Origin of the sequence: Streptomyces sp. NPDC015661 (assembly GCF_043077765.1) — a bacterium.
Classification (GTDB): Bacteria; Actinomycetota; Actinomycetes; order Streptomycetales; family Streptomycetaceae; genus Streptomyces.
This window is the reverse complement of sequence record NZ_JBIBST010000012.1, coordinates 86,727-104,100: the sequence shown is the minus strand read 5'-3', so window position 1 is coordinate 104,100 and position 17,374 is coordinate 86,727. Positions and strand designations below refer to the sequence as shown.

Sequence of the window (17,374 nt, the reverse complement as noted above, 5' to 3'; positions counted from 1 at the left end):
TCCGATGAACAACACCCGTCCGGCCCAGCTCCAGTGGAAGTCCAGAGGGCCTCCAGACGTCCCGTCGACGCTGTCAGAGCCCCGGGGGTCCACCCCGGTGCTGCGCAGCTGCGAGACGACGGCGGTGAGAGGCATGGCTTTGGGGCCCGAGGCATTCCGCGACTTCTTCGGATCCGTACCGGCGGCCGTCGCGGTGGTGACCACGGCCGGCCCCGACGGCAGACCGCTCGGCTTCACGTGCACCGCGTTCAGCGCGGTGTCCCTCGACCCGCCCCAGCTGCTCGTCTGCGTGGACGAGGGATCCCGCACCCTGCCCGCGGTGCTCGGCGCGGAGGCGTTCGCGCTGCATCTGCTGTCCGCCGAGGGGGGCGAGGAGCTCGCGCGTACCTTCGCGGGACGTTCGGACCGGAAGTTCGACGGCGTGGCATGGCGGCGCGGCGAGTCCGTGCCCACGTGCCCGGTGCTGCTCGACGGGGTGCTGGGCCACGCGGAGTGCACGCTGGAGCGGAGCCTGGCCGCCGGGGACCACCGGCTGCTGATCGGCCGCATGGAACGGGTCGTCCTGCGCGAGGAGGCCCGCCCGCTGCTGTACCGGCGGGGGACCTTCGCCGCATGGGACTCCCTGCGGGCGGCCGCCGCACCGGCGCGGATCGCCGCGGGCACGTGAGCGGGCGGCGGGTTCCTCGCCCGGGTGCGGGGAGCGGGGAGCCCGCCGGGCGCCCGGGCGGGACGGACCGACAGCCCACCGAGGTCCCGGCGACCCGCCGACAGCCCGCCGGGGCCCCGGGCGTGACGGGCCGACAGGCTGGCGTGCCGTCGGGCGGGACCGGGCGGCGGGCTGTCGGGCCGTCGGGCGGGACCGAGCGGCAGCCTGGTGGGGCGTCAGGCGTGGCAGGTGGGCAGGCCGCCGTGGTAGTCGATCATGCGGGCGAAGAGTTCGCTCATGTCCACCTTGGAGCCGCGGGGCTCGCCCTGTTCCTCGGCGTACGCGCGGAAGAGGTTGGGGACGAGCCGCTCGGAGTCGAGCCAGCGCGCGTACCCGCCCAGGTCCGTGCGCCGGGCCAGCTCGACCGGGTCGAGGGAGTCCGCGAGGCCCTGCCGGGCGAGGTCCTGGAGCAGGCGCAGATAGCCCTCGGTCTCGTCGAACACGTCGGGGCCCGCGACCGGGCCGTGACCGGTGACGACCACCTCCGGGGCGAGGGCGCGCATCGCGTCCAGGGCTTCGAGGGAGCCGGCGACCGAGCCCATGGGGCAGAACGGCGTCACGCCGTTCATCACCAGGTCGCCGGTGAACAGCACCCGTTCCGCCGGCAGCCAGAGCACCGTGTCGTTGCTGGTGTGCGCCGGGCCCAGGTGCAGCAGCTCGGCCGTCTTCTCGCCGATGTGCAGGGTGAGCCGGTCGCGGAAGGTCAGCGCGGGCGGGACGAGTCGCAGGTCGCCCCATTCGACGTCCGGCCACAGGCCCGTCAGGTGCAGGCCCGCGTCGGTCATCTCCGTACGGGTGCGCTCGTGGCCGACGACGAGGGACTCCGGGAAGACGAAGTTCCCGAAGGTGTGGTCGCCGTGGAAGTGGGTGTTGACCAGGACCTGCGGGACGGCCGGGGAGACCCGGAGCACCGCCTCGCGCAGGGCCCTGGCGCGCGCCTCGGTGGCCGCCGTGTCCACGAGCGCGGCGCGGTCGCCCGAGACGACGAGGCCGGCGTTGTTGAGGCACCAGCCTCCGTCCGGCTGGACGTGGGCGAACACCCCGTCGGCGACCTCCGTCAGCTCGGTCGGGACGGCGCCGGCGGTGATTCCGGTCATGTGGGTCTCCTCCTCGACATCATGGAACTGGCTCATCGTCGGCTGAGGGGCTGGAGCCCCGCTCGAACCCGGTCGAGCTGATCGCGTCTCCCCCGCCGGCCGTGCTGACCACGCTGACGACCGTCCCGTCGGGCAGCGTGCGGGTGGCGGTGCTCAGGGTGCCGGGGAGCGCGGGCCGGCCGGCCGGGTCCGCCGGGTCGAGGCCGAAGGTGCGGGGCGGGTGGCGCAGCCCGGTGCCCAGCGCCTTGGCGTACGCCTCCTTGAGGGTCCACAGCCGCAGGAGTTCCGCGTCGCGCGCGGTGCCGCGGAGCCCTCGCGCGGTGAGTCCGGCGCGTTCGTGGGGCGTGCACATCCGGTGCTCCAGTACGGACATGGGGCGGCCGGGGCGTTCCGCGTCCACGCCGACCCGGCCGCCGCGGACGACCGCGACGGCCAGCAGGGAGCCGGTGTGGCTGAGGCTGAAGTCCAGGTCGGGCAGGCCGGGGGCGTAGGGGCGGCCCAGCGCGGTGCGGGCGAGCACGATGCCGTCGGGGTCGCGGCCGGCGAGCGCGCCGAGTGTGGTGCGCAGCAGCAGCCGGGAGGCCAGGAAGCGGCGGCGCAGCCGGTCGTCGCGCAGGGCGCGCAGGCGGGTGGTGTCCTCGGGCCGCTGCGGTCCCCCGCGGGCCTCGGCGGCCCGGGCCCATTCCTCGATGCTGCCGTGTCTGAGCAGGGGCCGCCCGGGTCGGGGGCCGGGGCCGGGCCCGGTGGCCGGGCCCGGTGGTGTCCACACGGCGGTGCGGGCGGTCAGGCCAGCTGGTCGTGGGTGACCAGGCGGGAGCGGGTGTGGACGCCCTCGTCGGTGACGACCAGGACGTCGTGGACGACGCAGCTGGGCGTGATCTCGGGCTTTCCGCCGGGCCGGACGGTGACGACGAGGGCGTACACGGTGGAGCGCAGCGAGCCGTCGGCCTGCGGCTCCAGGGCGATGTGGTTGAACCAGTGGCGGCGCTGGACCGGGTCGTTCTCGAAGCGCTTGTGGAACTCCACCAGTTCGGCGACGATCCCGGCCCGGCCGACCGCCGGCTGGGCGGCGGGGGAGTGCTGGAAGGTGCCGTCCTCGGTGAAGGTGGCCGCGTAGTCGGTGAAGTGGCCCTCGTCGAGGGCCTGCATCTGGTGGGCGTAGAAGTGCTGGACCTGGGCGTAGACGTCGGTACGGACGGTGGTGGCGGTCACTGGTTCCTCCGGAGCGCGGGACGGTCGATGGCGTCACCCTCGCCGGGCGGGCTCGAAGGGTCCTCCACTGCGGCTTGAGCCGGGCCGGGGAGCCTCGGTGCGTCATGTCACCTCGCCACCGAGCCGACACACGGGAGCCGGGCATGTTGTTCGAGGACGATTTCCACGAGGACTGGGGCGCGCCGGGGCGCGCGGCCCGCTGGCGGCTGCGGCCGCTGCCGTGGCTCGCGCAGGGCGACGCCCGGGTCCGGACGCCCGGGGACGGTGACGGGCTGTGCGTGGAGTCGGGGTACGGCGCGGGGCTCGGGGAGCAGCCGGCGTTCACTCGGGCGCCGGCCGGGCAGGAGGAGGCGGCGCATCTGCGGTGGGCCGCGTTCGCGGAGCCCGAGGCGCGCGGGCCGGGGCCGTTCCGGGCGGAGGCGGAGCTGTCGGCGCGGGTGCTGTCGGCGGACCGGCACCCGGACGGGGACGGCCCGGCGTGTGCGATGGCCGCGCTGATCTGCGTGGACATGGTCTCGGGCCTGGCCTTCGACTTCGCGCTGACGAACGGGTTCGTGTGGGCGCTGTACGAGCGGCTGCCGCGCCCCGGTGCGGCGCACGGCTCGTTCGCGTACGCCGTTCCGGTGGCGCCCCGGACTCCGGAGGCGTGGCATCGCTGTGCGGTCGAGGTGGACGCGGCCGCGGGGCGGGCGCGGTGGCTGCTCGCGGGCGAGGAGGTGTTCGCGGTGGACCGTACGGGCCTGGGGCTCGACGCCCGCCGGCACGGCCGCCATCTGGAGCGGTCCACGCCGGGTCCGCGCGTCGAGGTCGCCCCGGACCGGCTGACCGTCGGCTTCGGTCTGCTCGCCACGGCCGTGTACGGCCAGGGGGTGCGTCTGCGGGCCCGCCGCGTGGCGCTGGCGGCGGGTGCAGGTCACCGTCGGGCCTGAGCCGGGGCGCGGCGGTCAGTCGGCGGTGGTCGCTTCCGCCGCCTCGGCCGCCTCGGCCGCGTGGCGGAGGGTGGTCAGGCTGTTGCGGCCGAGGGCTTCCCGCACATACGTACGGGCGTCGGCGAGGGTGGCGTCGGGGCCGAGCACCTCGGTGATGCCCGTCGGGTCGACGGCGACCGTGTGGCGCGCGGTCGCCACCGCCCCCTGGGAGGTGTGCGTGAACGTCCACTCGCCGCTGTGGCCGGACAGCAGCCGGGGGGTGCGCTGCTGCTTGTACGCGATCCACTCCGGCGCGCGGCAGATCCGCGCCGAGCGCGTGGTGTGGGCCGAGCCGTCGGCCGTGACGGTGTCCATCTCCAGCCACTGCACGCCCGGTTCGGGCTCGGTCAGCGTGACGCGGGCGACGTGCGGCAGCAGCTCCGCCCAGCGTTCGGCCCGCTCGACGAAGGCGTAGGCGTCCTGGGCGGTGCCGGTGAGCGGGATCGTGTCCGTGAAGGAAAAGACCAGGTCGTCCACGGGGTGTCCGGTCTCCGCGAGTGTCGCGAGGGCGCCCAGTTCGCGGGCGCTGTTGCGGTCGAGGGCCTCCTCGATCCGGGCCACGGCGGCCGGGTCGTCGTCGGCGACCGTGAACCGGTGGCGCAGCACGATCTCGGTGCGGCCGTCGGCCAGCCGCCGGAAGAGCCAGCCGCCGGACATCGACGTGACGGGCGGCCTGCTGTGCTCCTGGCGGAAGGACACGTACAGCCGTCGGGGGTCGAGGACGCGGCGCGAGCGCCAGTGCGCGATCTCGCCGTTCACCTCGGCCCAGATCTCGAACCGTTCGGTCCGTCCCTCCTGGGCGAGGTGCCGCACGTGCACGGTCGGCTCGAACACGGCGGGCCACCGGGTCACATCGGCGACGAGGGCGTACAGCGTCTCGGCGGGCGCGGCCACCGTCACGGAGTGCTCGCTGCGGTGGACGGTCGGGGTGGGGAGGGCGGCGGTGCGGGCCATGGGGCGTACTCCTTGGGCGGGGGATGCGTACGGGACGGCGCCGGGCCGGCCCCGGGGGCACCGCACGCACGGGCGGCGCGTGCCGTGCCCCCGGGGCCGGCCGTCCGGCCGACCGTCCGGCCGACCGGTGGTGGGACCGCGTCAGGCGGCCCGCACCTCGGAACCGTTGACGAGGTCGAGCAGGAGGCGCGGGGTGAGCGCCTCGTTGACGTCGTCGTCGTCGAGGGAGACACCGAACTCGCGCTCGATCCGGGCGGCGCTCTCCATGAGGGCCAGGGAGTCGTAGCCGAGGTCCTCGAAGGTGACGTCGAGGATGTCGCCGGAGAGGTCGGCGCTGTCGTCCTCTCCGGCGCAGGCGACGAGGATGGTGCGCAGTGCGTCGAGGGTCAGCTGTGCCATCGTGGGGCTCCTTGGGTTCAGGGTCGGTGGGTGGTGAGGACGACGGCCGAGTTGAAGCCGTGGCGGCCGCGGGCCAGGACCAGGGCGCTGCTCAGGGCGGCCTCGCGGGGCTGCCCGGTCACCAGGTCGAGCCGGTAGGAGTCGGGCACCCGCGCGGTCCGGCCGGTCGCGGGGATCACCTGGTCGCGCAGGGCGAGCAGGGCGGCCACGAGGTCGGTGGGGCCACCGCCCGCGCACAGGCGCCCTGTGAGGGCCTTGGGCGCGGTCACGGGGACGCCGTGCGGTCCGAAGAGCCGGCCGATCGCCTCGGCCTCGGCCCGGTCGAGTTCGGGGACACCCGCGCCGTCGGCGAACACCACGGAGACGTCGGCGGGCGTCAGACCCGCCTGCGCGAGGGCGAGTTCGGCGGCGCGGCCGAGGGCGGGCGGCCGGCCGGAGCCGGGCGCCGGGTCGAAGGTCGCGGCGTAGCCGGCGATCTCGCCGTAGATCCGCTCGACCCCGCGCTCGCGCGCCGAGTCGGCGTCCTCGACGATGAGCACGGCGCCGCCCTCGCCCGGCACATGGCCGGAGGCCTCGGTGTCGAAGGGCAGATAGGCGCGCTCCGGGTCGGTGACCGTGCTGACCAGGCCGCCGGCGAGCTGGGACGCGTAACCCCAGGGGTCGAGCGCGGAGTCGACGCCACCGGTGAGCACCAGCCGGGTGCCGCGGCGGACCGTGCGGCAGGCGTGGCCGATCGCGTCGAGGCCGCCGGCCTGCTCCCCGACCAGTGCGGCACTGGGGCCGCGCATGGTGTTGCGGATGGAGATCTGGCCGGTGTTGACGGCGTAGAACCACGCGAACGACTCGTACACGCTGACGTACTCGGGTCCCTGGCTCCACAGCTTGTGGAACTCCCGGTGGGTGAAGTCGAAGCCGCCCTGCGCGGTCGAGGTGACGACGCCGAGGTCGTAGTCCTCGAAGCCCGTGTCGGGGCCCACGCCGGCGTCGGCGAGCGCCCAGTCCGCGGCGACGAGGGCGTAGCGGGTGGAGACGTCGGTCTGCGGCAGCAGCCGTCCGGGCAGGTGGTCGGAGGCCTCGAAGTCGTCGATCTGGCCGGCCAGGCGGGACGGGTAGCGCGAGGCGTCGAAGCGGGACAGCTCTCCGATGCCGTTCTCGCCGGTCAGCAGCGCCTTCCAGTAGCGCTCGGTGCCGATGCCGCCGGGCGCGGTGACGCCGAGGCCGGTGACGACGACCCGCTTGTGGCCGGAGGTGCCGGACTCGATGCTCGACGGGGTGCTCACGCGGCCACCTCCGGGCGGTGCAGGACCATCGCGCTCTGGAAGCCGCCGAAGCCGCTGCCCACCGTGAGGACGGTGTCGACGCGCTGCTCGCGCGCGGTGAGCGGCACGTAGTCCAGGTCGCACTCGGGGTCGGGGGTGTGCAGATTCGCCGTCGGCGGTACGACGTTGTGCTCGATGGCCAGGATCGACGCGGCGATCTCGATGGAGCCGATCGCGCCGAGCGAGTGGCCCACCATGGACTTGATGGAGCTGACGGGCACCGCGTACGCGTGGTCGCCGAGGCTTCGCTTGAACGCGGCCGTCTCGTGGCGGTCGTTCTGCTTCGTGCCGGAGCCGTGCGCGTTGACGTAGTCGACGGCGGTGCCGTCGAGGCGGGCCTCGTCGAGCGCCGCCCGGATGGACTCGGCCATCTCGCGGCCGTCCTTCTTGAGACCCGTCATGTGGTACGCGTTGCAGCGCGTGGCGTAGCCGCCGACCTCGGCGTAGATGTGCGCCCCGCGCCGCTTGGCGGCCTCGTACTCCTCCAGGACGAACATGGCGGCGCCCTCGGCGAGGACGAAGCCGTTGCGGGTGCCGTCGAAGGGCCGGGAGGCGTGCTCCGGGTCGTCGTTGCGCGGAGTCGTCGCCTTGATGGCGTCGAAGCAGGCGACGACGATCGGCGAGACGGGGGTGTCGGCCGCGCCGGCGACCGCCACGTCCACGCTGCCCTCGCGGATCAGCTGGACGGCGTAGCCGACCGAGTCGAGGCCCGACGTGCAGCCGTCGGACACCATGGTGACCGGGCCCTCGGCGCCGGCCGCCCAGGCGACCTCGGCGGGCATGACGCCCGGGCTGAGGTAGTCGAACATGTACGGCGACAGGTGCGCCGGGTCCACCAGCCACTCACGGCCGGCGTCCGCCATCACGAGGTACTCGTTCTCCAGGCTGGTCGCGGAGGCGACCGCACTGCCCAGGGCGACACCGATCCGGGAGGGGTCGAGCGCGTCCCTCTCCAGGCCGCTGTCGGCGAGCGCCTCCCGGGTGCAGGCGACGGCGAACTGGGTGGCGCGGTCCATGCGCCGGATCTCGCGCGGGGAGAAGCCCTCCGCCCGCGCGTCGAAGTCGACCTCGCCCGCGATCCGGGACCGGAACGGCGCGGCGTCGAAGAAGCTGATGGGCCGGGTGGCCGTACGGCCCGCGGTGAGCAGGTCCCAGAAACCCTTCGTCCCCGAGCCGCCAGGGGCGCGCACCCCGACCCCGGTGATCACTACGCGTCGGGTCACCGTCGTCCTCCTGTGCTGCTGGGCATCGCGTGGGGCTCCTTTCGCCCGCCGTACCTCTCTGACACAGCCGCACACTCCCCCGCCCGGCTCGAGAGCGGCTCGCGGGCCGATGGTGCGCTCGTGGGCGCCCGCGAGCCGCCTTCCAGCCCCGCTCAAGGGGCCGCGACCACGCTCTCGGGTGGACGGCAGGACGCCCCGCACGCACCACCCCGCACCCGCCCGAGGGACCCAAGGGAGACGAGCAGCATGACGACGCAGACAGCGACGGACACGGCCGAGGCCACCGCTCCGGCGAAGCCGGTGGCCCTGGTGACCGGCGCCACCAGCGGCATCGGTCTGGCGATCGCGCGGCGGCTCGCCGCACTCGGCGCCCGCACCTTCCTGTGCGCCCGCGACGAGGCGCGGCTCGCGGAGACGGTCAAGGAGCTCCAGGCCGAGGGCTTCGACGTGGACGGCACGGTGTGCGACGTGGCGGACCCGGCGCAGATCCGCGCCTATGTCGCGGCGGCCGTCCAGCGGTACGGCACGGTCGACATCCTGGTGAACAACGCCGGCCGCAGCGGCGGCGGCGCGACCGCCGAGATCCCCGACGAGCTGTGGCTCGACGTCATCAACACCAACCTGACGAGCGTCTTCCTCATGACGAAGGAGGTGCTGGGCGCCGGTGGGATGCTGGCCAAGAAGCGCGGCCGGATCATCAACATCGCGTCCACGGGCGGCAAGCAGGGCGTCGTGCACGCGGTGCCGTACTCGGCGTCCAAGCACGGTGTCGTCGGTCTGACCAAGGCCCTCGGCCTGGAGCTGGCCCGTACCGGCATCACCGTGAACGCCGTGTGCCCCGGCTTCGTGGAGACCCCGATGGCCGAGCGGGTGCGCGAGCACTACGCCGGCATCTGGCAGGTGTCCGAGCAGGAGACCTTCGACCGCATCACCGCCCGGGTGCCGATGGGCCGGTACGTCGAGACCCGCGAGGTCGCCGCGATGGTCGAGTACCTGGTGGCGGACGACGCGGCCGCGGTCACCGCGCAGGCGCTCAACGTCTGCGGCGGGCTGGGCAACTACTGATGGCCCCCGAAGCTCGCACGACACCGGACACGACGCCCGCCCCGGCCGCACGGGTGGCGTCCGTGGCACCCGTCGCCCTGGTCACCGGCTCCTCCTCCGGCATCGGGCAGACCGTCGCCCAGCGGCTGGCCGGCGCGGGCTACCGCGTGGTCGTCAACTCCGCCCGCTCCGTGGAGGAGGGCGAGAAGACGGCCGCCGCACTCCCCGACGCGCTCTACGTCCGGGCGGACGTCTCCGACGAGGCGGACGCGCACCGCCTGGTGGAGGCGGCCGTCGCGCACTACGGCCGGCTGGACGTCCTGGTCAACAACGCCGGACGCACCCGCGCCATCCCGCATGCCGACCTGGCCGCCGCCACGCCCGAGGTGTGGCGGGAGATCCTCGGCCTCAACGTGATCGGGACCTGGCAGACCACCGTCGCCGCGATGCCGCACCTGTCCCGCTCGGGAGCCGGCGCCGTGGTCAACGTGTCCTCGATCGCGGGCAGCCGCCCGGCGGGCAGCTCCATCCCGTACGCGGTGAGCAAGGCGGCCATCGAGCACATGACGCGGCTCCTCGCGAACACGGTGGGTCCGGCCGTCCGCGTCAACGCGGTAGCGCCCGGGCTGATCGAGACGCCCTGGACGCAGAACAGCGACTTCTTCGCGCCGATCGCCGAGCACGTGCGGAAGACCACTCCGCTGCGTCGCACGGGTCGGCCGGAGGACGTCGCGGAAGCCGTTCTGGGGCTGATCCGCGCCACGTACACCACCGGGCAGGTCCTGCTGGTGGACGGCGGCGCCCACCTGCTCTGAACCATCCACCCCCGCCTTCCGAGGAGTTCCATCGTGCGGCTCGCCGTGAACCTCGTCCACCAAGGTGCCGGCGACCTCGCCCGCGCCGCCGAACGGCTGGGCTACGCCGCCGCGCTGGCCCCCGAGGGCTACCGCTCCGACGCGGCCAGCGTGCTGGGCCTCGTGGCGGGGGTGACCGAACGCATCGCCCTGATCTCGGGCGTGATGCAGATCCCCGGCCGGCCGCCCGCCATGGCCGCCCTGACCGCCGCCACACTCGACTCGCTGAGCGGCGGCCGCTTCCGGCTCGGCCTCGGGGTCTCCAACCCCGATGTGTCGGTGGGCTGGTACGGCGTCCCGTTCACGCGACCGCTCGAACGCACCCGGGAGTACGTCGACGTCGTCCGCCGTGCTCTGGACGGCGGGCCCGTCACCCACCGGGGCACATACTTCGAGGTCGGCGGACCGGCCCCCCTGCACCTGCTGACCGAACGGCCTCCCGGCCGGCTGCCGGTGCTGCTCGCGGCGGTCGGCCCGCGCAATCTGCGGCTCGCGGGTGAGATCGCGGACGGCTGGCTCGGGGTCTTCACCTCGCCGGAGGCCGTCTCCCAGGCCGTCGCGGAGATCCGTGAGGGCCGGGGAACGAACGACCTGAGCGGGTTCGACGTGCTGCCCAGCCTGCCCACCGCCGTCGCGGACACCGCGGAGCAGGCGGCGGACGCACTGCGTGGCCAGTACGTGTACCTCATGGGCATCGGCGACCCCGAGCGCAACTTCTACTGCGCGATGGCGCGTTCGATGGGGTACGAGGCCGAGGTCGCCGCCTTCCTCGACCGGCTCGCTGCGGGCGACCGCGCGGGCGCCGGCGCGGCGCTCCCGCTCGGCTTCATCGACCGTACGGCGCTGATCGGCCCCGTCGACCGGATCGCGGACCGGATGCGCGCCTACGCGGACGCGGGCGTGACCACCCTCGGGGTCATGGTCTCGGCCGCAGCGACCGGCCTGGAGGGCCGTCTGTCCATCCTCGAAGCGGCCGCCCAGGCCCTGGAACGCTCCGGCACGGCCACCGGCTGACCGACGGTCCTGTTTCACGTGAAACGAGCCCCCGGCCTGGCCTGTTTCACGTGAAACAGGACCGTCACCCCCTGCCTCGTTTCACGTGAAACGAGAGCGCCCCCAGCCACCGTGTTTCACGTGAAACGGGACGGCCCCGCCATGCCTCCGCCCGCCCCGTCATCCCCTGTCACCGCCCGGCTCACCGCACGGAGAACGCCATGACGATCCTCTTCCACGACGACTTCACCGAAGGGCTGCGGGTGCGCTCCCCGAAAGCCCGGACCGACGGTCCCTGGGCACTGCGGCCCGCCGGTGCGCTGACGGCCGGGGACGGGATCGCGCGCACCACGGACGCGGGCCTGCTGGTGGAGCCGACCGGCACGGACCCCGACACCGGGCGCCCGGCCTTCGTGGTGCCGCCCGACGGCGAGCCCCTCGACCATCTGCGCTGGGCCGCCTTCGGCCCCTCGTGCCCGACGGGTGGCGCCACGGTCACCGTGTCGGCGACGCTCTCGGCCGAGCCGCTGGGGGAGGCGGGGGACGACGTACCGGACGGGGCGGGCGCCCTCGTCGTACTGGACCGTGACGCCGGTCTGGTCCTGGACTTCGCGCTGACCGGCGGCCGGGTCTGGGCGCTGTACGGCCGCGTGCCCGGCCCGGACGGCACACGGGGCGGCTTCTCGTACAGCGTGCCGCTCGCCAAGCGCGGCCCTCTGGACACGCACCGCTGCTCCCTCGTGGTGGACACGGCGGCGGCCTCCGCCCGCTGGTTCCTCGACGGCACCGAGATGTTCTCCGTGGAAGGCCTCGGCCTGGCCCTGCCGGAGGAGGTCCGTGCGGACTCGACGTCGCCGGGCCCGCTCGGCCTCGTGCGCCCCACGGCGCTCGTGCCCGGCCTGGCGCTGATCTGCGACCGTCCGCACGGACAGGGTCTGCGTCTCACCGTGGGCGCGCTGTCGGTCACCGGCGAGGTGGCGTCGTGACCCGTATCGAGGACGCGGCCGGCTTCCACTCCTGGTTCGCCGGTCGAGGCGCCGCCCACCGGTACCGCATCACCCCGACTCCCCTGCACGACCTGGACGGCTGGTACACCGACCCCGCCACCGGCGACGTCCGGCATCGCAGCGGCCGGTTCTTCTCCATCGAGGGCCTCCGGTTCGAGCCGGCCGCCCCGGACGCGGCGGCCTGGACGCAGCCGATCATCCGGCAGCCGGAGACCGGGATCCTGGGCGTGCTGCTCAAGCGGTTCGACGGGGTCCCCCACCTGCTGATGCAGGCCAAGATGGAGCCGGGCAACATCACCACGCTCCAGCTCTCACCGACGGTGCAGGCCACGTTCAGCAACTACACCCGGGTGCACCGGGGCGCCGCCGTCCGCTACATCGACCACTTCCTCACCCCGGGCGCCGCGGACCGGGTGCACTACGACGCCCTGCAGAGCGAGCAGGGCTCGTGGTTCCTGGGCAAGCGCAACCGCAACATCGTCGTCGAGACGACCGCCGACGTCCCGGTCCACGAGGACTTCTGCTGGGTGCCGCGCCCGGTCCTCGCGGAGCTGCTGCGGGTCGACAACCTCATCAACATGGACTCGCGCACCGTGCTCGCCGGGCTGCCCGACGACGGGGCCGACGACGGGGCTCCGCTCTCCGGGCGGGCACCGGAGAAGCCGCTGCACGACACCGCGGCGCTGCTGCACTGGTTCACCGAGGCCAAGGTGCGCCACCGCCCCGAGCGCACGACGCTCCCGCTGAGCCGGGTCGGCGGCTGGCGTCGCGACGACGAGCGCGGCGAGATCGTCCACGAGGCGGGGCGGTACTTCCGGATCATCGGCGTCGACGTGGAGGCCGACAGCCGCGAGGTGCCCTCCTGGTCCCAGCCGATGCTGGCGCCGGTGGGACGGGGGGTCGTCGCCTTCGTCAGCAAGGAGATCCACGGGGAGCGTCATCTGCTGGTGCAGGCCCGCGCCGAGGCGGGCACCTTCGACACCGTCGAGATCGGGCCCAGCGTGCAGTGCAACCCGGGCAATCTCACCGAGTCCGCGCGACGGCCGCCGTATCTGGACGCGGTGCTGGCCGCCCGGCCCGAGCAGGTGCTGTTCGACACCGTGCACTCCGAGGAGGGCGGCCGTTTCTACCACGCGGAGAACCGCTATCTGGTGGTGGACGGAACCGAGGTCCCCCTCGACGTTCCCGAGGACTACACATGGATGACGGTCCGCCAGCTCACCCGCGCCGGCCGGATCGGCAACCTCGTCGACGTCGAGGCCCGCACCCTCCTGGCGTGCGTCCGTACCCTGCCCGGCCACGGGGCGTCCCGGTGAGCGCGCTGCGGATCGGGGTGGCGGGCTGCGCCGACATCGCCCTGCGCCGCATGGTGCCCGCCTTCACGGCCTCCCCCCACACGGTCGTGACGGCGATCGCCAGCCGTACCGCCGAGAAGGCCCGGGCCGCCGCCTCCGCCTTCGGCTGCGCGGCCGTCGTCGGCTACGACGCACTGCTCGAACGGTCCGACGTGGACGCCGTGTACGTACCGCTGCCGGTCGCCCTGCACGCCCGGTGGACGGAACGCGCGCTGCGCGCGGGCAAGCACGTCCTGGCCGAGAAGCCGCTCACCGCGCGGGCCGAGGACACCGCCCGCCTCCTCGCCCTCGCCCGCGAGCGCGGTCTCGCCCTCGCCGAGAACTTCCTGTTCGTCCACCACAGCGCCTACACGGCCGTACGGGACCTGGTGGCCGAAGGCGTGATCGGCGACGTACGCGCGCTGCACGCCTCGTTCACGATCCCACCGCGTCCCGCCGACGACATCCGCTACCGCGCCGACCTGGACGGCGGGGCCCTTCTCGACATCGGCGTGTACCCGGTCCGACTGGCCTCCCTGCTGCTCGGTCCCGAGCTGCGCGTGCACGGCGCCGTCCTGCGCCACGACAGCGCGCGCGGCGTCGACCTGGGCGGCAGCGCCCTGCTCGGCGAACCCGTCACCGGGGCGAGCGCCCAGCTGGTCTTCGGCATGGAGCACGGGTACACGGCGGGCTGGCGGCTGCTCGGCAGCGAAGGCGGCCTGGCCCTCGACCGCGCCTACTCCCCGCCGTCCGGGCACCACCCGGTGCTGCGGATCGAGCGTGCGGGCGGCGTCGAGGAACGCGTCCTGCCGGCGCACGACCAGGCGGCCACCGCCGTCGCCGCCTTCGCCGAGGCCGTACGACGAGGGCCCACGAGCGACTCGGCGCACACGGCCGACGCGGGCGACACCGGCCGGACGGCCGGCACGGGCGAGACGGCCGGCGCGGCAGACGTCATGCGTCAGGCCCGGCTGGTGGACGAGATCCGCCGGGCAGCCCACGTCGTGAAGATCTGAGCGGAGGGACGGACGACGGACATGGACATCCGAGAGATCCCGCAGGTCCCGGGCTCCTACGTGATCACCCCTCGCCAGTGGCCCGACCCGCGCGGCACCTTCTTCGAGTCCCTCCGCACCGACCTGGTCAGCGAGGCCGTCGGGCGCCCCTTCGAGGTGCGGCAGATCAACTACTCGACCTCTCGCAGGAACACCCTGCGCGGCATCCACGGCGTACTCATCCCGCCCGGTCAGGCGAAGTACGTGACCTGCGTACGCGGCGCGCTGCGCGACATGGTGGTGGACCTGCGGGTCGGCTCGCCGACCTTCGGGCAGAGCGCGAGCACCCTGCTCACCCCCGAGAACGGGGTGGCCGTGCACGTCACCGAAGGTCTCGGCCACGGCTTCCTCGCCCTCACCGACGACACCTGCATCTCCTACGCCCTGTCCACCGCGCACGTCCCGGGCACCCAGTTCGAGATCGACCCGCTCGACCCCGAACTGGCGCTTCCCTGGGGCCACGAGGAACCACCGCTGCTGTCCGAGAAGGACGCCCGGGCACCCTCGCTGCGCACCGCTCTGGAGCGAGGCATCCTCCCGCTCTGGCCCGCCACCGGCACCGCGCCCTCCGGGGCCCACCGAAAGAACGGGACACCATGAAGCTGCTGTTTCTCGCGCCGGTCGTCGGCACCCACGGCGAGGTCACCACCGGTCTGGGCCTGGCCCGGCTCCTGGCACCCGCCGGCATCACCGCCCACTTCGTGGTGGACACCCACAACGCACCGCAGCTCAAGGCCGCCGGCGTGCCCGGCACCGTCATCGACGCGTCGATGGGCGCGGATGTCCGCGCGGTCGTCGAAGCCGCCGTACGGGCCGAGCGGCCCGACGTGATCGTGCTCAGCGACTACCTCTCGTACTGGCTGATGATGCACCGCGTCTACCGCACCGACCCCTGGTTCGTGGAGCGGCTGGGGGTCCCGGTGATCCCGCTCGACCTGTACGAGTGGGAGAACACCGACTTCCGCATCGACCACTTCGGGCTCGGCCTGGAGGTGGACCGGCGGATCCTCGGGATGCCGGTCGCGCTGCGGCCCGCGCCCTGGGCCCGCCCCGACCCGGGCCCCGGCAGCCGCGCCCTGGTCTACCCGTTCATGCGCCCGCTGCCCCGCCCCGGCACCGAGGAGCGCCGGGCCGTGCGGTCCTCCCTCGGACTGCGTGACGAGGACCGGCTGCTCTCCCTGTCCGTCTCGGGTTGGCAGCGTCACGCCCAGTCGGTCGACGACCCGGTGACGCGCGGGCTCGCCCGGCGGGTGCCCGAGCGTGTCGCCGCGGCGCTGCGGCGGCTGCCGGCCACCACCCGCTTCCTGGTCGTCGGGCCCGACCTGGGGGGTCTCGAAGGGCTGCCGGCCGAGCGCACCCACCGGGTGCCGTCCTGCCCGCCCGACCGCTACCAGGACCTCCTGGACGCCTCGGACGCCGTCCTCTCGCTGCACGTGCCCGCCTCGGCACTGGTCCGCTCGGTCTTCTCGGACCTGCCCGCGGTGTACGTCGGCCACAGCGGCCCGCACGCCGAGGGGCCGGACGCCCTCGCCCCGTACAGCATGTGGCCGCTGCGCTGGAACTCCGTCGTCCGGCCACTGCTCGCGGACAACCCGCTGACCGAGACCTTTCGGCAGGCCGAACTCCTCGACACCGAGGGGACGGTGGCGGCCGTCGACGCGGTCCTGAACGACCCCGGGGAGCGCGCCCGGCTGGCGGAGGGACGCGCCCGCTACCTGGCGGCGCTCGACGCGCTGCCCGCCATACCGGAGATCTTCGCGGAGGCGGTGCGCCGCCTGGGCTGAGCCCGCACATCGACGCACGCCGACGCACACCGACACAGCCGACGCACACCGACGCACACCGACACAGCCGACGGACGCCGACGCACGCCGGGGCCCGGATCCGCGGGTCACCGCGCGGCGGCGGCGAACTCCCGGATGCTGCTGGTCACATGGTCGATCATCGCGTCCGTGAGACTCGGATGGACGCCCACCCACAGGGTGCGCTCGGTGATGACATCGGAGTTGGTCAGCTCGCCCACCACCCGGAACTCACGGCCCTGATAGGCGGGGTGACGCGTCAGGTTGCCGCCGAACAGCCGCCGGGTGCCGATGGCGCGGGAGCCCAGGAACCCCTCCAGTTCGCGCCGGGTGAAGGGGGCGTCGGGCCGCACGGTGAGCACGAAACCGAACCAGCTGGGGTCGCTGTGCTCCGTCGCCCGGGGCAGCAGCAGCCCGGGGACCTCCGCGAGACCCTCGTACATGCGCTGCCAGTTGGCCCGGCGGGCCTTGCCGAAGGAGTCCAGCCTGGTCAGCTGGCTGACGCCGAGCGCCGCCTGGATGTCGGTGGCCTTCAGGTTGTAGCCGAGGTGCGTGAAGATGTACTTGTGGTCGTAGCCGTGCGGCAGCGTGCCCAGCTGGTAGTCGAAGCGTTTGAAGCAGGTGTTGTCCTGGCCCGGCTCGCACCAGCAGTCCCGGCCCCAGTCCCGCAGCTGCTCCACGATCCGGGCGAGCGCCAGGTTCCGCGTGAGGACGCAGCCGCCCTCGCCCGTGGTGATGTGGTGCGCCGGGTAGAAGCTGGTCGTCGTCAGGTCGCCGAAGGTGCCGGTCAGCCTTCCCTGGTGGTACGAACCGACCGCGTCGCAGTTGTCCTCCACGAGGTACAGACCGTGCTCGGCGGCGATCGCGGCGATGTCCGCCACCGGGAACGGGTTGCCCAGCGCGTGCGCGATCATGATCGCCTTCGTCCGGGGGCCGACCGCGGCGAGGACCCGCTCCGCGGTCGTGTTGTACGTGCCGAGCTCGACGTCGACGAAGACGGGAACCAGGCCGTTCTGGATGATCGGGTTGACCGTCGTCGGGAACCCGGCCGCCACGGTGATCACCTCGTCCCCGGGGCGGAGTCTGCGCCCGCCCAGGGTGTGGGAGGTCAGCGAGGTCAGGGCGAGCAGGTTGGCCGAGGAACCGGAGTTGGTCATGTGCGCCTTGCGCAGCCCGAAGTAGCGGGCGAAGTCGCGCTCGAAGCGCCGGCTGCTGGGCCCGGCCGCGATCCGCAGGTCGAGCGCCGCCTCGACGAGCGCCACCCGGTCGTTCGCGTCGAGCGTCGCGCCCGCCGGCTGCACCGGGGTCACCCCGGGTACGAACTCCCGCTCCTCCGTCGCCCGGTGGTACTCGCGCACCTTCGCCAGGATGTGCGTCTTCTCCGCGTCCATCGGATCCACTGGCCTT

General features: G+C 73.8%; 18 protein-coding genes. 10 read left to right on the top strand and 8 right to left on the bottom strand.

The window, feature by feature from the left end; genetic code table 11:
* Positions 1-133 precede the first annotated feature (133 nt).
* On the top strand, positions 134-667 hold the full coding sequence (locus tag ACF07V_RS29945) for a flavin reductase family protein (protein WP_392158804.1): 534 nt from the start codon (positions 134-136) through the stop codon (positions 665-667).
* A 215-nt stretch (positions 668-882) separates the two neighbouring features.
* On the opposite strand, the gene ACF07V_RS29940 is transcribed toward ACF07V_RS29945, so the two are convergent.
* Genes ACF07V_RS29940 through ACF07V_RS29930 form a run of 3 tightly spaced genes read right to left on the bottom strand, consistent with a single transcriptional unit; the run spans position 883 to position 3,015 of the window.
* Positions 883-1,803: an MBL fold metallo-hydrolase gene (locus tag ACF07V_RS29940; RefSeq protein WP_392158803.1), complete on the bottom strand. Its 921-nt coding sequence runs from the start codon at positions 1,801-1,803 to the stop codon at positions 883-885.
* A gap of 19 nt (positions 1,804-1,822) precedes the next feature.
* Positions 1,823-2,572 (bottom strand): 4'-phosphopantetheinyl transferase family protein, encoded by a 750-nt coding sequence (locus tag ACF07V_RS29935; protein ID WP_392158802.1) that lies wholly within the window; start codon positions 2,570-2,572, stop codon positions 1,823-1,825.
* A 14-nt stretch (positions 2,573-2,586) separates the two neighbouring features.
* Positions 2,587-3,015 (bottom strand): nuclear transport factor 2 family protein, encoded by a 429-nt coding sequence (locus ACF07V_RS29930; RefSeq protein WP_392158801.1) that lies wholly within the window; start codon positions 3,013-3,015, stop codon positions 2,587-2,589.
* Positions 3,016-3,158: 143 nt separating this feature from the next.
* Here ACF07V_RS29930 and ACF07V_RS29925 point away from each other — a divergent pair, with 143 nt between their 5' ends.
* A complete protein-coding gene (locus ACF07V_RS29925) occupies positions 3,159-3,944 on the top strand; it encodes a DUF6081 family protein (protein ID WP_392158800.1) in 786 nt (261 codons plus the stop codon).
* A gap of 15 nt (positions 3,945-3,959) precedes the next feature.
* Here the strand turns inward: ACF07V_RS29925 and ACF07V_RS29920 are convergent, their stop codons facing one another.
* The 4 genes from ACF07V_RS29920 to ACF07V_RS29905 all read right to left on the bottom strand — a co-directional run bounded on the left by ACF07V_RS29920 (position 3,960) and on the right by ACF07V_RS29905 (position 7,878).
* Positions 3,960-4,937 (bottom strand): aromatase/cyclase, encoded by a 978-nt coding sequence (locus ACF07V_RS29920; RefSeq protein ID WP_392158799.1) that lies wholly within the window; start codon positions 4,935-4,937, stop codon positions 3,960-3,962.
* A 141-nt stretch (positions 4,938-5,078) separates the two neighbouring features.
* Entirely contained in the window at positions 5,079-5,336 is a 258-nt protein-coding gene (locus ACF07V_RS29915; RefSeq protein WP_392158798.1) for an acyl carrier protein, read from the bottom strand.
* Positions 5,337-5,353: 17 nt separating this feature from the next.
* Positions 5,354-6,616 (bottom strand): ketosynthase chain-length factor, encoded by a 1,263-nt coding sequence (locus tag ACF07V_RS29910; RefSeq protein WP_392158797.1) that lies wholly within the window; start codon positions 6,614-6,616, stop codon positions 5,354-5,356.
* Entirely contained in the window at positions 6,613-7,878 is a 1,266-nt protein-coding gene (locus tag ACF07V_RS29905; protein ID WP_392158796.1) for a beta-ketoacyl-[acyl-carrier-protein] synthase family protein, read from the bottom strand. The genes ACF07V_RS29910 and ACF07V_RS29905 overlap by 4 nt, the downstream gene beginning before the upstream one ends.
* A gap of 246 nt (positions 7,879-8,124) precedes the next feature.
* Here ACF07V_RS29905 and ACF07V_RS29900 point away from each other — a divergent pair, with 246 nt between their 5' ends.
* From ACF07V_RS29900 to ACF07V_RS29865, 8 genes are all read left to right on the top strand, one after another.
* Entirely contained in the window at positions 8,125-8,943 is an 819-nt protein-coding gene (locus ACF07V_RS29900; RefSeq protein WP_392158795.1) for an SDR family NAD(P)-dependent oxidoreductase, read from the top strand.
* A 53-nt stretch (positions 8,944-8,996) separates the two neighbouring features.
* Positions 8,997-9,737 carry an SDR family NAD(P)-dependent oxidoreductase gene (locus ACF07V_RS29895; protein ID WP_392158937.1) on the top strand — a complete coding sequence of 247 codons (741 nt, stop codon included), beginning with the start codon at positions 8,997-8,999 and terminating at the stop codon, positions 9,735-9,737.
* Positions 9,738-9,770: 33 nt separating this feature from the next.
* A complete protein-coding gene (locus ACF07V_RS29890; RefSeq protein ID WP_392158794.1) occupies positions 9,771-10,790 on the top strand; it encodes an LLM class flavin-dependent oxidoreductase in 1,020 nt (339 codons plus the stop codon).
* 200 nt (positions 10,791-10,990) lie between these two features.
* Positions 10,991-11,755: a DUF6081 family protein gene (locus ACF07V_RS29885; protein WP_392158793.1), complete on the top strand. Its 765-nt coding sequence runs from the start codon at positions 10,991-10,993 to the stop codon at positions 11,753-11,755.
* A complete protein-coding gene (locus ACF07V_RS29880; RefSeq protein ID WP_392158792.1) occupies positions 11,752-13,092 on the top strand; it encodes an NDP-hexose 2,3-dehydratase family protein in 1,341 nt (446 codons plus the stop codon). Before ACF07V_RS29885 ends, ACF07V_RS29880 begins: the two co-directional genes overlap by 4 nt.
* Positions 13,053-14,126: a Gfo/Idh/MocA family protein gene (locus tag ACF07V_RS29875; RefSeq protein WP_392158791.1), complete on the top strand. Its 1,074-nt coding sequence runs from the start codon at positions 13,053-13,055 to the stop codon at positions 14,124-14,126. The genes ACF07V_RS29880 and ACF07V_RS29875 overlap by 40 nt, the downstream gene beginning before the upstream one ends.
* Positions 14,127-14,147: 21 nt before the next feature.
* On the top strand, positions 14,148-14,765 hold the full coding sequence (locus tag ACF07V_RS29870) for a dTDP-4-dehydrorhamnose 3,5-epimerase family protein (protein ID WP_392158790.1): 618 nt from the start codon (positions 14,148-14,150) through the stop codon (positions 14,763-14,765).
* The gene (locus tag ACF07V_RS29865; protein WP_392158789.1) at positions 14,762-15,949 is read left to right on the top strand and encodes a DUF6365 family protein; all 1,188 of its coding nucleotides are present in this window, start codon (positions 14,762-14,764) and stop codon (positions 15,947-15,949) included. The genes ACF07V_RS29870 and ACF07V_RS29865 overlap by 4 nt, the downstream gene beginning before the upstream one ends.
* 107 nt (positions 15,950-16,056) lie before the next feature.
* Here the strand turns inward: ACF07V_RS29865 and rfbH are convergent, their stop codons facing one another.
* A complete protein-coding gene (gene rfbH, locus ACF07V_RS29860) occupies positions 16,057-17,358 on the bottom strand; it encodes a lipopolysaccharide biosynthesis protein RfbH (RefSeq protein WP_392158788.1) in 1,302 nt (433 codons plus the stop codon).
* Between the last annotated feature and the right edge of the window lie 16 nt (positions 17,359-17,374).